Source organism: Calothrix sp. NIES-2098, assembly GCF_963875125.1.
Taxonomy (GTDB): Bacteria; Cyanobacteriota; Cyanobacteriia; order Cyanobacteriales; family Nostocaceae; genus Aulosira.
On the sequence record NZ_CAWNKJ010000001.1, the window covers coordinates 117326 to 132281 of the forward strand.

General features: G+C 41.7%; 12 protein-coding genes. 3 read left to right on the top strand and 9 right to left on the bottom strand.

What is annotated here, in order from left to right; all coding sequences use genetic code 11:
* Window positions 1-14: 14 nt before the first annotated feature.
* From AACU33_RS00440 to AACU33_RS00455, 4 genes are all read right to left on the bottom strand, one after another.
* Window positions 15-890: an AMIN domain-containing protein gene (locus AACU33_RS00440; RefSeq protein WP_339375673.1), complete on the bottom strand. Its 876-nt coding sequence runs from the start codon at window positions 888-890 to the stop codon at window positions 15-17.
* A gap of 246 nt (window positions 891-1136) precedes the next feature.
* On the bottom strand, window positions 1137-1658 hold the full coding sequence (locus AACU33_RS00445; protein ID WP_096586536.1) for a hypothetical protein: 522 nt from the start codon (window positions 1656-1658) through the stop codon (window positions 1137-1139).
* Window positions 1659-1662: 4 nt separating this feature from the next.
* Window positions 1663-3837: a cation:proton antiporter gene (locus AACU33_RS00450; RefSeq protein WP_096586537.1), complete on the bottom strand. Its 2175-nt coding sequence runs from the start codon at window positions 3835-3837 to the stop codon at window positions 1663-1665.
* A gap of 410 nt (window positions 3838-4247) precedes the next feature.
* On the bottom strand, window positions 4248-5537 hold the full coding sequence (locus tag AACU33_RS00455; RefSeq protein ID WP_096586538.1) for a cation:proton antiporter domain-containing protein: 1290 nt from the start codon (window positions 5535-5537) through the stop codon (window positions 4248-4250).
* A gap of 153 nt (window positions 5538-5690) precedes the next feature.
* Here AACU33_RS00455 and AACU33_RS00460 point away from each other — a divergent pair, with 153 nt between their 5' ends.
* On the top strand, window positions 5691-6182 hold the full coding sequence (locus AACU33_RS00460) for a GNAT family N-acetyltransferase (RefSeq protein ID WP_096586539.1): 492 nt from the start codon (window positions 5691-5693) through the stop codon (window positions 6180-6182).
* A gap of 339 nt (window positions 6183-6521) precedes the next feature.
* On the opposite strand, the gene AACU33_RS00465 is transcribed toward AACU33_RS00460, so the two are convergent.
* Complete coding sequence (locus AACU33_RS00465; protein WP_096586540.1) at window positions 6522-6776, bottom strand: hypothetical protein; 255 nt, start codon at window positions 6774-6776, stop codon at window positions 6522-6524.
* A gap of 183 nt (window positions 6777-6959) precedes the next feature.
* Here AACU33_RS00465 and AACU33_RS00470 point away from each other — a divergent pair, with 183 nt between their 5' ends.
* Window positions 6960-9587: a colicin uptake protein gene (locus tag AACU33_RS00470; RefSeq protein WP_096586541.1), complete on the top strand. Its 2628-nt coding sequence runs from the start codon at window positions 6960-6962 to the stop codon at window positions 9585-9587.
* Window positions 9588-9815: 228 nt separating this feature from the next.
* On the opposite strand, the gene AACU33_RS00475 is transcribed toward AACU33_RS00470, so the two are convergent.
* The 4 genes from AACU33_RS00475 to AACU33_RS00490 all read right to left on the bottom strand — a co-directional run bounded on the left by AACU33_RS00475 (window position 9816) and on the right by AACU33_RS00490 (window position 13197).
* Window positions 9816-10070: an NIL domain-containing protein gene (locus tag AACU33_RS00475; protein WP_096586542.1), complete on the bottom strand. Its 255-nt coding sequence runs from the start codon at window positions 10068-10070 to the stop codon at window positions 9816-9818.
* Window positions 10071-10129: 59 nt separating this feature from the next.
* Window positions 10130-11005, bottom strand: a complete 876-nt coding sequence (gene cysW / locus AACU33_RS00480; RefSeq protein ID WP_096586543.1) for a sulfate ABC transporter permease subunit CysW — start codon at window positions 11003-11005, stop codon at window positions 10130-10132.
* Window positions 10992-11861: a sulfate ABC transporter permease subunit CysT gene (gene cysT, locus AACU33_RS00485; protein ID WP_096586544.1), complete on the bottom strand. Its 870-nt coding sequence runs from the start codon at window positions 11859-11861 to the stop codon at window positions 10992-10994. The genes cysW and cysT overlap by 14 nt, the downstream gene beginning before the upstream one ends.
* Before the next feature lie 190 nt (window positions 11862-12051).
* Entirely contained in the window at window positions 12052-13197 is a 1146-nt protein-coding gene (locus tag AACU33_RS00490; protein WP_096586545.1) for a sulfate ABC transporter substrate-binding protein, read from the bottom strand.
* Window positions 13198-13719: 522 nt separating this feature from the next.
* Between AACU33_RS00490 and AACU33_RS00495 the strand changes: the two genes are divergently transcribed.
* Window positions 13720-14856 carry a sulfate ABC transporter substrate-binding protein gene (locus AACU33_RS00495; protein WP_096586546.1) on the top strand — a complete coding sequence of 379 codons (1137 nt, stop codon included), beginning with the start codon at window positions 13720-13722 and terminating at the stop codon, window positions 14854-14856.
* Window positions 14857-14956: the final 100 nt, after the last annotated feature.

Consider the following 14956-nt stretch of genomic DNA (forward strand, 5'->3'; position numbering starts at 1 on the left):
AAATCTTTTAGTAGTTAATTTCCTGTTTTGGGAATAGGTTGACCAAACTCAATCACTGGTGTTTCGGGAACATTAGATGAATATGGAGATTGCGGAAGTGTAGGAATAGGAAAATCAGGTTTAGCAATCGAAGTAGGGTTATTAAAATTACCAGGTTGATTTGGGAAAATAGGTGGCGGAAGGGTAGAACTGGGGAGTTGAGATTGGTTGTTAGGCGTCAGAGGCGGTACAACTACAAATGGTTGTTGTTGGTTAGTAGGTATTACCGGCAAGTTATTAGATGATGGCGGTAAAGTAGGAAAGGGCGATTGTTGGTTAGGATTTGGTAATTGATTAATAGGTTGTTGAGGATAGTTATATGGGAATTGGGGTAAGTTATTAAGCTGTTGTGGGGAGTTAGGTAATTGTGGATAGTTACCTGGTTTTACAGAGTTTCTATAACCAGAATTGGCAGCACGTAAAACCCAGCGATTAGGATTTTTCTTAGATACAGGTTGCAATTTTACTTGATTGGGGTCTACAAAATTCCCTGGTGCTAAATCCAAAACAATGCGCGTTACGCCTGCGTTCAATTGAGAAATTCGCACTCTTTGGATAGCTCCAGAATAATTTTGTTGAGTGGGAACATATCCCAACTTAGTATTAGGCAAATCGACAACAATCCGCGGAGGTTGGGCAAGATAGAAGTAGTGAGGTTTTGTACTTGCAGAAAGAGCAAATTCTAGTTGTAATACTTCTGGAGAAAAACGCCAATTATCTAGCCTAGCTAAGGGAGTGCTTACATTTCCTGGTGGGACATTGGGATAATAGGGAGCCTGTAGCTGCTTCGTTACTGGTTTGGCAATACTGCTACCAGCTTGTAAAGTAATTGCTATGTATACGCCAAACAAGCTAATACCAAATAGCTGCCGACAATATGGGAAGAACTTCTTATAGCTGTTCCCATTCAGATACGGTACAACATTATATCGCCAATTGTAGGGGCACGGCAGTGCCGTGCCCCTACGGGTGTACCTCATGTAAAAGAGAATCGCTATAGTCCTTAAACCTTTATCCATGATTTCTATCTTTTATATTTTGAGCTATTTGGTATTTTCTGTGATGCTTAATAGCTATTGTTCATCGGCACTCATATTTTAATGGCTTTTTTTCTGCTGTGATTTATTGTGATTTTTTTGAGGTACAGCTGTAAATTTAAAAGTTTTGGTGCTACCACTCAAGTTTAATTCACCTATCAAATTTCCCTTATCTAGCAATTGCATTTGTATTCTAGCTAAGTGAACGTATGCATTTTGCGGAGAAGTAAGATTACACAAATGAGATCTTTCTAGGTTGCCAGATAAACTCAATTGTTTATTTCTCAAAATGCCAGAGAGAACATCGTTTTTTGCATTGCTATTGGGGGTTTCTTCATTAGTATTTACTGGTAAGAAAGATGCATTGATGTAAATACCTGATTGTTGGATATTGAGCATTAAAGCATCTGGTTTCTCACAGTTGGGAATATTTTCCGCCAAAGCAACACGATAGCTACTGTTAATTTCAGGAGGAGCTTTCAGGCTGCTTTCGCCGTAAGCACTGACAGTTTTAAACAATAGGAGAACTGAACCGATCGCAATCCCATAGAAGGCTAAGGATTTTACATTTAAGTGATTCATGGCTTCAGCTCCTAGCGACTGATTCTTGAGTACTGGCTTCCGAAAGTACGGAGGATAAATGAGAGGTAACTTGACTATAGCGGCGAGTAATCAGCAACGAAGAACGACATTGGATGGCTAGCTGATCTGTATATCTGCCGAGAGTTTGACGTTGGATACCCCAAGCGCGGCTAGTACCAGCAATTGTCAGGTCAACGGCTTCGGAAGCTGCAACTACTGCTTGAATTGGTTCTGGCGCTTCAATGGTTTTAATTTGAATGCGATCGCGTACACTATTTGGCATTTGCTCCATCATCGTGTGCAGCTCGTAACTCAATTCATTGTTGACTTGATTTTCTGACAATACTTGTAAAATCTGCAACGTACAAGTATCGCGATTAATCAGCAATCTTAATGCAAGTATCAGCGCCAAATCATCATGAATATTTGCCGAGTAAGGAACTAACAAGCTCTCTAATCGCTCTCCTCCGCGGTCAACAAATACTGCTACATCTACGGGTGTAGTAGTTAAAATTTGCCCAACTCTCCCACCTAAGCGATTATTACTAAAAGCTGGACGGTGCCAACCTACTAAAACCAAGTTAGGTTGCTCGATTTTGGCAATCTCGGCTGTTTCTCTAGCAACGTTGCTTGATAGGCGGATGATGGGGTGGACATAAGAACGTGTAGTTGGCGGTTCTAGAGTATTTATTAAATCATCTAGCTGTTGACGGCGTTGCTCGATTAAGCGGTTAGCCTCAACTGGCGTACTCTCAAACGCATAGTCTTCTTCAAATTCAATCAGGCTGAGGGGATGAACCACAGCAGATTGGCGATAGTTGAGAGCGATCGCTACAGCTAACTGGACTAAGCCTTTTTGGCTGCTAGGATTAGCTACTGGTACTAAAATTCGGTACTCGCTACCAACAGTAGTTTCCTTTTCAGTTTCTTCTGCTTCTGGCTCAATTCGATCTAACCGGATCAGCTTTTTCGGATATGTCCATTCCAGCAGTGGTGAGGTCATAAATGTTGTCACCAATGCCATAATCACCAGCATGGTAAAAAGTACAGGGGAAATCACGCCTAAATCTAGCCCAATATTTAATACGATTAACTCAGTCAAACCGCGAGTATTCATTAACCAACCAAGGGCTGATGCTTCTCGCTTGTTAATCCCGCTGACACGCGCTGCAACATAAGTACCAATATACTTACCTGCGATCGCCACTGCTAAAACTAATAAACACAGCAACCATAGTTCGGGATGGTTGAGCAAACCAATTTGTGTCCGCAAACCACTAAAGGCAAAGAACACTGGGAGTAGAAATACCAAGACAAAATCTTCGGTTTTTTCTGCCAATTCCCTAACTAAATCTGCATTTTTGGGCATAGCCGCACCCAGCAAAAATGCCCCAAAAATTAGGTGAATACCAATTAGTTCGGTGATGAGGGCAGAAGCCACAACGGCCATATAAATCAACGCTACTACGAATTGACTCAGCCGCCCCGCGCGCTGGTAGTGGGTTGCAAGACGTTGCAAGAACCAACGCCCTGCTGTGAGCATAAAGCCGATATAGAGTAAGCTTTCGAGAATTGTGGGGAATGCACTAGCAATACTACCTTCTCTGGCGACTGCGATCGCAACTGCTAACACGCACCAAGCTGTCACATCATCCACAGCCGCACAAGTTAACGCCAATGTTCCTAAGCGCGTTCCTTGCAAGTTGTTCTCTGTAATAATTCGTGCCAATACAGGAAAGGCTGTAATTGACATCGCCGCCCCTAAAAATAGGGCAAAAGCGGTAAAGGAAACACTCGCATTGGAAACCAGAGGATAAAGCAACACTGCTAACAGTGTTCCTAAAGAAAATGGCACCAAAATGCTGACATGAGAAGTCAAAACTGCTGTTTCTAACTGACCGCTGAGGTATTTGGGATTGAGTTCCAAACCAATGAGAAACATGAAAAATATCAGTCCTACCTGAGACAACACATTCAAAAATGGAATTGTCTCCGGTGGGAACAGAGTAGCTGCTACTGATGGCGCAATCAGACCAAATAGAGAAGGGCCAAGCATAATTCCGGCGACAATCTCACCAATTACCAGCGGTTGCTTAACTGACTTAAATGCCAGCCCTACTAGCCGTGACAGTCCAATAACAGTCAGCACCTCAAAGAGAACGAGTATTACTGTGTGCATAGTTTCCTCGAAAGCGACTATCCGGTTTCCCTAAGATAATTCTTTAAACCAATAGAAATTGTCAACCTTTTTATACACACCACAAGTACAATCGTGCCAGGTTATGATGTTAATTGTTGTTACGACACTAGGCTAGTAATTAGCAATTAAGTGTGGGGAATCTAATATCTACAGTCAAAAGTCAAGAGTCAAGAGTCAAAAGTCAAGAGTTAATATTTACAGGAGTTATTACCTCAAATATTTTGCTTAAGTCCTTCTTTCCTAACCCTGAGTTTCTAATTTTCAGCTAGTCAATCATAGACAATTTCCACAACGGGAGTATGAAGAACTTTAACCTTCTGCCTCCTGCCTTCTGCCTTCTGCCCTATTTAAAATAGCCAATTAACACTCAAATTTTGGCTTAATTCTGCTTAAGCCGGAGATTTTTCGTAACTTGTACCTTGTAATAAAAAGGCAACTAATGGCGATGCCATTAATGTTGTCACAATTGCCATAATAACCATGATAGTAAATAAAGTTGGGGTAATTACGCCTTGCTCTAGACCAATATTCAGGATGATTAACTCCATCAAACCGCGTGCATTCATTAGCGCACCAATAGTGGCTGATTCGCGCCAACTTTCTCCGGCAAATCTTGCTGCTAGCATACAAGCAATACCTTTACCCAAAATTGCGATCGCTATAATTAACAGCGTAATTCCCCACAAGGTAGGTGTATTTACCAATCCGATTTGCGTGTTGAGTCCAGAGAAGACAAAAAATATTGGCAATAAAAATGCCGTTGTTAAATATTCTGTGCGATCGCGTATTTGTTCGGCAAATTCACCCCTTGGCATTGCTGTACCTAAAATAAAAGCACCAAAGACTGCATAGATACCTATGGCATCAGTAAACCACGAACAGAACATTAACACCATCAGCACTAAAGTTAAAGTTTGAATTGTCACCCTACCATCTTTGTCTGCGATGCGTGTAAAGATAGTTAATGCAGGTCTGCCAACAAAAATTGTGAATATCACGTAGCCGATACCACCACCAATTGCTAAAGCAGCAATACTTGTATTCGCATTTAGACTGGCTAAGACAATAGCTAGCAAACACCATGCAGTCGCATCATCTATAGAACCAGCTGCTAGTGCTAAAGTGCCAAAGGTGGTTTTAGCAATGCCGCGTTCGTAGAGCATCCGGGCTAACATGGGAAATGCTGTAATCGACATCGAAGCACCGAGATATAAAGCCGCAGCCCAAGGTGTAACTCCCGATTTGAATAAATCGCCTTTACCATATAAGAAAAAAGCTGCCACTGCACCCAAACAAAAAGGCGCAATTATCCCTGCACCAGATACCAAACCAGCACTCTTCATGCGCTGCTTAATCAGATTGGTATTGAATTCTAAGCCGATTAAAAACATATAAATTACCAGCCCAATCTGACTGATTGCGAAGAGAATTGACATCGAAGGATTGGGAATTTTTGCTCCCGTTGCTAATAAAATTGGTGCTTTGGGAAATAGCCATTGCTGTATTTCTGGATTGATTAAACCCAGCAAAGATGGGCCTAACATTACACCAGCAATCATTTCACAAACAACATCGGTTTGTCCCAAATATCGTTTCCCAACAATAGTTACCAGGCGACAAGTTACCAAGATTACGGTTAGTTGCAGTAACAGCTTGAGTACTAGCTCAAAATTTGACATTTTATTTCCTTATAGAAAATGGGGAGATTGGGGAAGGCAGTATAGCAATCTTAAGCTAAGAGTAAGCTTAGATAATGAAGAGTTGAGATTTTTTACAGATTGCGATCGCCAGTTAAATATTTCAGAAAAAACTGATATCTTTAAACAAAAAATATGAGTGCTAACGAAATCATTCTTCGACCTGCACAAGAAACAGATGCATGGGATATTAGTGCAATTCATATTGCTGCGATCAAAGCACTACCAGCAACTTTCTATTCTCACAAAGAACTGTTAGCTTGGCGAAATTATCGTGACAAGCCTGATGGTTCAAATATCATGAAGAGTCTTAAAGCAAAACATTTGTGGGTAGCTATCGAAAATGATGTAGTTGCCGGGTTTGCTAGTTATATTGCAGATGAACTCATAGCTTTATACGTACATCCCAAATACCAAAAAAAAGGTATAGGGCGAGTTTTAGTTCAACATTTTTGCCATCAAGCCAGCGAGCAAGGTATAGATAAAGTACTTACAACTGCTAGCCTTTATGCTGAAGGATTTTATTCGCGGTTGGGTTTTACTTTTATCGCCAGGGCACCGCATCAGTTAAAGAAAGGGGTAATTGTTCCAGTCACGAAAATGAGTAAAAAATTAGATTTAGCTTGAAATTCGGGGTTAGTAACCCCAAGGTGGAAGTCAAAAGAATTGTATTTCAGTCTTTTGCGTGATTTTAAATCGTCTCATTACAATTCTTCATGACAGGCAATTATCAATAGACTTCTTGCACGAATACAAAACTTACCCTCATCCCCCAGCCCCTTCTCCCAAAATTGGGAGAAGGGGAGCCGATAAGCTGCGAAGCATCTAATTTGTATATAAGACGCGGGCTTTCCGTCCCGCACTACAATTATTTTGCGTTTTTGACTTACATAATTTAGCTGCACATCAGCCGATCAAAGTCCCTCTCCCATGCATGGGAGAGGGATTTAGGGTGAGGGTAAAGATTCATGCAAGAGGTCTAATTAAAGCTGCCGAAATAGCAATTGTAGTATCGAAAACAGCAATTGTAGCCTCCGAAATCGCAATTGTAGTATCGAAAACAGCAATTGTAGCCTCCGAAATCGCAATTGTAGTCTCCGAAATGGCAATTGTAGCCTCCGCAACCGCAATCGTATTCTCCGAAATGGCAATTGTAATCTCCGCAACCGCAATTGACGTACCAAAAATAGCAAATGCGTAGGCGCAACCCGCTTTAGGCATTGTCTTCTTGGAATATAACCGCATAATCAGAGAAAATGTGCATTTTTTCTTTGTAATTAAGACATTAGTTGATAAATCGGTTAGGATGAAACGGAATTTATTCTGACAGGAATAACAAAAAATAGTTGAAGTTATATTTCATTTGTAAAAAATATTTTACAAGTAACAAAAATCTATAAATTTATGAATACAAGCGAACGGAAAATTGAAACTAAAAGCGATGCTCCCGGCACTTCTAGCGGTGTCATTCGCCTCAAACCCCAACAATTTATTCATGTTTTAGATAACAATACTGGCGTTACCCGCTTGGAAGTTGGGCCGCAAACCATTACGCTGCGCGACCACGAACGGTTGATATTAAAACCTGAGCCAATGATAGTGGTTCCCCCACGCCACTATTGTATTGTTGCCAATCCAGTGCAACGCAATGAAGACAATCAACCGATCGCGGATGACTTCGGTCAGGTAAAACTACGGTATGGTGACGAAGAAATCCGTTTTGCGCAAGAACCGTTTCCCCTCTATCCAGGCGAAGAATTAGAGGGAGAAATCAAGCGCTTGCAAGTGGTTGAGACTAATCAAGCTTTACGTTTGCGATCGCTGCGAGATTTCATTGATCCAATTACCGTCACAGTTAATGGACAAATCCAAACAAGAACGATCAACCGTTTGGCGGGAGATGAATGGCTATTTGAAGGCCCTGGAACTTACATTCCCCGTGTAGAAGTAGAAGTCATCGAAAGAGTTACGGCGCAAATCATTAAGCCTAACCAAGCTTTACGCTTACTAGCGCGACAAAATTGTGTCGATCGCCTGGGTAATCAGCGTAGATCTGGTGAAGAATGGTTGGTAAGAGAAGAAGGCGCTTATTTACCTGGAGTTGATGAAGAAGTTGTGGGCATTATTAATGCCTACGTATTAACAGAAAAAACAGCTTTACACCTCCGCGCACAACGCACATTTAACGATGTATTTGGTCGCCAGCGCAAAGCCGGAGATGAATGGTTAGTAACTTTTGCAGATGCAGAAATCCACATTCCTGATGTTTATGAAGTCGTAGTCGGGGAAGTCAAAATTACGATTTTGGGTGACAGAGAATGGTGTATTGTTGTTAACCCCATTGATGATGCAGGTAAACCGCAATTAGGACTGCGCGAGGTACGTCAAGGTAGAACTTCATTTTTCTTGCATCCCGGCGAATCTTTAGAAAAGGGTATCGAAAAAGTTTATGTTTTAGGCGAACAAGAAGCATTGCTACTCCGGGCTAAAGAAGCCTTGGAAGAAGGTGCAGGTGCAAATCGAATTCAACGCCAACCTGGGGATATGTGGATGATTTCCGGCCCCAGAGATTACATTCCGCGCGTAGAAGTGGAAGTAGTGGAAAAACGCCAAGCTATTCCCTTAGATAAGAATGAAGGAATTTATGTCCGAGATATTCAAACAGGCGAACTCAAACTAGTGAGTGGCCCCCAAGCATATATGCTCACTCCCTATGAAGAACTTTGGCAAAAAGAACTACCAACCGTCGTTGAAGAACTGCTAGCACATAAACTTGACCCGATTTCCGATCGCGGACAGCATCACCGAGAGCAACCAGATTTAGCTCAAGCCAAAAAACGCGATCGCACCAGGGCGGTTGTATTTCACGTTCCCCAAAATGCCGCAGTCCAAATCCACGATTATAAAGAAAGAACCGCGCGTACTGTCTTTGGCCCGGATTTAGTGATGTTGGGGCCTGATGAAGCTTTTACCGTGTTGAGTTTGTCAGGTGGCGTACCCAAACAAATGCATCGCATCAAGTCACTGGCTTTATTGCTGGGGCCAGATTTTATGACTGATTTATTTACCGTAGAAACTTCCGATCACGCACGCCTACAACTGCGATTGTCTTATAACTGGTATTTTGATGTAGACCGCCACGACGAACAAGCCGCCGCCAAACTATTTCAAGTACCGGATTTTGTCGATACAGCTTGTAAAGCGATCGCATCTCGCGTGCGTGGTGCAGTAGCAGGTGTCAAATTTGACGAATTTCACCGCAATTCTGCCCGCATTATTCGCACCGCCGTTTTTGGTACTGATGCAGCAGGACGTATCGGCGAAGAATTCCGGTTTAGAACCAATAATTTGGTCATCTTTAACGTTGATATTCAATCCGTCGAACCTGTTGACGAACGTACCTTAGACAGCCTGCAAAAATCGGTACAAATTGCCATTCAAATTACCACCGATGCCCAAGAAGCCGCAGCCCGTCATGACGCCGAACGCATCGAACAAGAAGCCAAAGCTAGGTTAGAAAGGCAAGCAATTGTCGATAAAAGTGCAGCCGCAGTTGAGCGCAAAAACCTGTTGGAATTAGAAGCAGAAAACGCCGCCATTGAAGCTACAGGTAATGCTACTGCTGAAGCTAGAGCCAAAGCCGAAGCTGCCAGAATTCAAGGCGAATTAGCTGTAAATTTGGCACAACAAGAAGCCGAAGCCGCTAGAATTCGCGCCGAAGCCGAATTAGAACAATTACGCGCCCGCCAAATGGCGGAACTCGCCCACCAACAAGCACTTGTAGGTTTAGAGATAGAAAAAGCACAGCGCATGGCGGAAATTACCAGTGTAGAATTCAGCGAAAAAGTAGCAGCCATTGGCGCAGAAACCTTAATAGCAATGGCACAAGCCGGGCCAGAAATGCAGGCAAGATTATTGCAAGCTTTGGGATTGCAAAGTGTTTTAATTACCGATGGTCGCAGCCCGATCAATTTATTTGGTACAGCACAGGGCTTAATTAACCCAGTTAATCCGATGCAATCATCGCAATAAGAATTATCTATAAACTTATACCAATTCAAAAAATGTTGGCGACAGATTAATTCTTTGTAGGGAACACCCACAATCTTTTGGTATATCAAATTATCTTACTGACGCCGTGCCCCTACCTACGCATCTGTCTCATTTATTTCTGGAATTAGTATAAGCACGATCAACCAAAAAATTATCCCCCTCATAATTGAGGAGGATGGACTAATAGAAAGCAGACATTAAATCACCTTACCAAGTAGCTGTGTTTGTATCATCCCAAACTTGCAGAGCTAAATCATTCAGATGGGTCAAGGCACTTTGAATTTGTGCATCTGTTCCCTGTAATTCCAAATCAAACCAACCATCACCAACAGCATTTGCTCCTAAAATTGCCGCAGTAATATTAACAGTCACACCGTAGTCAGAAACTAGGCGAGAAATCACAGGTTCTTGGTGATAATCCTTTGGGATTCTTACCCTAATTCGTTTAATTTTATTTGTCATTTGTCATTTGTCCTTTGTCATTTGTCCAGAGTCAAAAGGCAAAAGGCAATATACCCAACTTATTCCACATCTTTAATTCGGGTTTTCCGTTCTAAAATCTCCTTCAACACCAAAGTGACTACTGCTAATAGCGCTAATAGTACAGCAGCAGAGAATGCAGCTTCAGTTTCGTACTGTTTGTAAGCATCTTCTACAAATAGCGGTAAGCTCTGAGTTTTATCAGCAATATTGCCAGATACTACCGAAACCGCACCAAATTCACCCATTGCTCTTGCATTGGTGAGAATTAAGCCATAGAGTAAGCCCCAGCGAATACTGGGTAGGGTAACGCGCCAAAATGTTTGCCAATCGTTTGCACCAAGTGTTCTTGCTGCTTCTTCTTGATCCTTACCAAATTCTTCTAAAACAGGAATTACTTCCCTCGCAACAAACGGCATACTTACAAACGCCGTAGCCAGTACCATACCAGGAAAGGCAAAGATAATTTGGATATCATGTGCTTGTAGCCAAGGGCCAAACCACCCATTCCGCCCATAGAGCAGTACAATCATCAATCCAGCAACTACGGGTGAAATCGAAAAGGGTAGGTCAATAATACTTAAGACTACAGCCTTACCAGGGAAGTTATGACGAGCGATCGCCCAAGCTGCACACAATCCAAAAACTGCATTAATCGGGACAGCGATCAGCGCTAGTAACAGTGTTAGCCAAGCTGCATGGAGAAAGGCGGGTTTGGATAAGTTGGCAAAGAACGGCCCAACTCCTTTGCTGAAGGCTTGGATAAAAACGTTGAGTGCCGGGATATATTGAACTAAAGCTAAATAAGCGATCGCAATTACAATCAACAGTGTTGGCACCCAACTTTTAGGCTTTTTCGGCTTGACTATATCTTTCTCAGCCGTTGATGAGTGAAACTTTGGCTCATTTACTGTCATATCTTCTTGACCACGCTTGTAAGAAATTAATTGCGAGGAGTAGCACCAAGGAAATTGCTAATAAAACTACGCCGATGACAGTTGCACCAGAATAGTCATACTGCTCTAGTCGCTGAAAAATCAACACGGGTGCAATCAAATCTTGGAAAGGTGTATTAGAAGAAATAATCACAGTAGAGCCATATTCTCCTACTGCACGCGAGAAACCCAAAGCAATACCAGTCAAAATTGTGGGAAATAACGGCGGTAAAATTACTTTCCAAAAAGTCTGCCATTGAGAAGCGCCTAAAGACCAAGCAGCTTCTTCAATTTCATGTTCCATTTCCTGAAGTACGGGTTGCACTGTCCGCACGACAAAGGGTAGGGAGATAAATATCATTGCTACCCACACGCCTAACCGAGTGAAAGATACCTTAATCCCTAGCGGTGCTAATAGCGAACCAATCCAGCCATTATCGCTATATACTGTTGCCAGTGTTAAACCTGCTACCGAGGTTGGCAACGCAAACGGTAAATCTACGGTGGCATCAATGATGCGTTTCAAGGGAAAGTCGTAGCGCACCAATACCCAAGCAATCAGCGTGCCAAAAACCCCATTAAGCAGAGCCGCTGCCAATGAGGTGACAAAGGTAACATTATAGGTAGCTAATGCCAAGGGACTAGTAGCAATTTCCCAAAATCGCGCTGGCGGTTCTGTACTGGCTTTGAGAAACATCGCCGCTATCGGGACAAACAACATCACTGTTAGATATACCAAAGTGATGCGCCAAGTCCAAGGAATCTGACGCAATTTCTCCAGTAACGTTTTCCAGAACGGAGTTTTACTATCAATTTCTACAGGAGGAGATAGAGTCATAGTCAAACATTGCAAAAGCTAAATTTCAAAATTGTAAAACTCAAGTTTGGTAGGTATTCTGTAATGGCTAATCATGCTAAGTGTAAATAACCAAAGATATCTAAAAATTATGCACTGCATGGTAGTTTTCATTGGTCATTAGTCATTTGTCTTTTTTGATGGCAAATGACTAATAACTAATTACTAATTACTATTTCTTTTGGGCTTGAATCTTATCGAAAATTGCACCATCTGCAAAGAATTTCTTATTGATGGCATCCCAACCACCGAAATCTTTAACCGTACCCAGAGTTTTCACCTTCGGGAATTTATCTGCAATTTCTTTATTATTTGCTACTGTCTCATCTACAGGTCGGAATCCTAATTTTGCAAATTCTTGCTGCGCTTCTGGAGTGTACAGATATTTCACAAAACCTTCGGCGACTTCACGAGTACCGTGTTTGTCAACGTTTTTATCTACAACTGCAACAGGATTATCGATAGAGATGTTCACATCAGGAACAATAGCAGTTACTTTCTCACCCTTTTGCTCTGCCAGGATAATTTCGTTTTCGTAATTAATTAGGGCATCGCCTTGACCTTGTTTAAAGAAAGCATCTGTAGCTTCTCTGGCGTCTTTAGTTAAGATGGGCACGTTCTTATAGACTTTAGTTACAAAGTCAAGAGCTTTAGCGTCGTCTCCACCAGTTTTAATTACGGAATTCCACAGGGCAAGGAAATTCCAACGTGCAACCCCTGAGGTTTTGGGGTCAGCGGTAATTAGTTTTACACCATCTTTGGCTAAATCAGACCAAGTTTTAATACCTTTGGGATTGCCTGGACGAGTTACTAATGCTGCTACAGATTTGGAGACAATGCCATCATTGGGAACTTCTTTTTCCCATCCTGGTTGAATTAGTCCGGCTTTCTCAATCTTTTGAGTATCTCCAGCCAGCGCCAAATGAACAACGTCTGCTTCCAAACCATCAATTACAGCGCGGGTTTGAGAACCAGAACCGCCATAGCTTTGTTTGAAGGTGACAGTTTGGTTATGTTCTTGCTTCCATTTTTCTACAAATTTAGGAATAATCGCTTCGTGAGCTGCTTTGGTGACAGCAAAGGAAACAAGAGTTAATTCCACATTTTGTTTGTTGGCAGCAGCAACAGGACTAGCAGCTGGGGTTTCACTGGCAGAATTATTACCATTTCCACCAGAACAAGCTGCAAGGGATACACTCAGTAATATCCCTGTTAAAAATAGCGATACAAAGCCTTTCAGCGAATTTAGCCGGAACCGAGTGATGATTCGTTCAATACTCAGTTGCGATCGCTTCAGGGGGCGCGGCCACAGACTCATTCCAGATCCTCCTCTAAAAGATCTACGGTTATTCTAGAGAAATACCGTATACACAGATGGTATATAAGATAATTGCAGGTATTCCTAGTAAAAAGCAAGAGGAAAACTGCATATTCTCTACCGAGAATATGGTGATTTTAACAGTTTGACGAGCAATTCAAACTACTCTGAGTCAAATAATTTCCAAATTTTTATCACATCATCATAATCAGGTTCATGGATATCAACAGGAACCTATCAGGTTAATACCTGATTCAGAACAGTCTTTTTTCTTTAAGATTGCTGCTTTGCAGAGAACTGGTATGGATTTCTATTGCCTCTATAGTATGGCTGAGATTCATAATTGATAAATTTTGAGCAAATAAAAAATACACACCTTTCTTGGTAAAGAAACTGTATTTATTAAGAGAAAACCCTTGATATATCTAGTTTAATTCTGATACTCTCTTTTTTAAAGAAAATCTACTATAGCCCGGTAGATTTTTAGTTGTTTACTTTGATATACCAGCTGTTAACGATTCCATGACCCACAAACCATCTCATAAGTTGCAACTTTTAAATACAGTGCAGCAACTATTTCCATCCTTAAAGCTGCCCTCAGTTAAAACCTCTAGCCTATTGCTAGCAACAGGATTGGGGTTTAGCACTCTGATTCCTGTTTATGCAGCGAATACAGTTTCTCAAACTCCATCTAGTCATCAAAAAACTCAACTAATTAGCCAAAACGGTAAGAAAGTTGAAATCACTCTTGTTTCCTATGCAGTGACAAAAGCAGCTTATGGCAAAATAATTCCCCAGTTTGTAGCCAAATGGAAACGAGAAAAAGGTCAAGATGTGATTTTTCGTGAAAGTTATGGTGGTTCAGGCTCCCAAACTCGCGCTGTGATTGATGGTTTGGAAGCAGATGTTGTAGCTTTAGCATTGGCTCTCGATACCAAAAAAATCGAGCAAGCAGGCTTAATCCAACCAGGTTGGGAGCGTGAGAATCCAAATAACTCGATTGTGACTCACTCTGTAGTTGCTCTAGAAACCCGTGCGGGTAATCCGAAAAAGATTAAGACTTGGTCTGATTTAGCGAAACCAGGGGTTAAGATTGTAACCGCTAACCCCAAAACATCAGGTGGTGCTAGGTGGAATTTTCTTGCTTTGTGGGGAGCGATCGCCAAAAATGGTGGTAATGAAACCCAAGCTCGAAATTTTGTGACTCAGGTGTTTAAAAATGTCGTTGTGTTACCTAAAGATGCGCGGGAATCCAGCGATGCTTTTTATAAAAAAGGTCAAGGAGATGTTTTACTCAACTACGAAAATGAATTGATTTTAGCAGCACAACAAGGTAAAACAGACACCTCTTACGAAGTTCCCTCAACTAACATTTCTATAGATGCGCCAGTAGCAGTTGTAGATAAAAATGTTGATAAGCACGGTAACAGAGCAGTTGCTGAAGCTTTTGTCAAGTTTCTGTTCGCTCCCGAAGCACAGCGTGAATTTGCCAAAGTTGGGTTCCGGCCAGTTAACTCCACTGTAGCCAAAGAAGTACAGAACAAATTCCCCAAAATTTCGCGGCTGTATACAGTTGGAGATCTAGGAGGTTGGAATTCTGTTCAGAAGAAATTCTTCGATGATGGCGCAGTCTTTGACCAAATCCAAAGTGGGCGTTAATTTATTGATTCTGATTACTATCCCATTAATCAAGGATTAAAAAATAAAATTCCCGATTTCTATCAAAAGTTGGGAATTTTATTTTGGCATTAATATATAT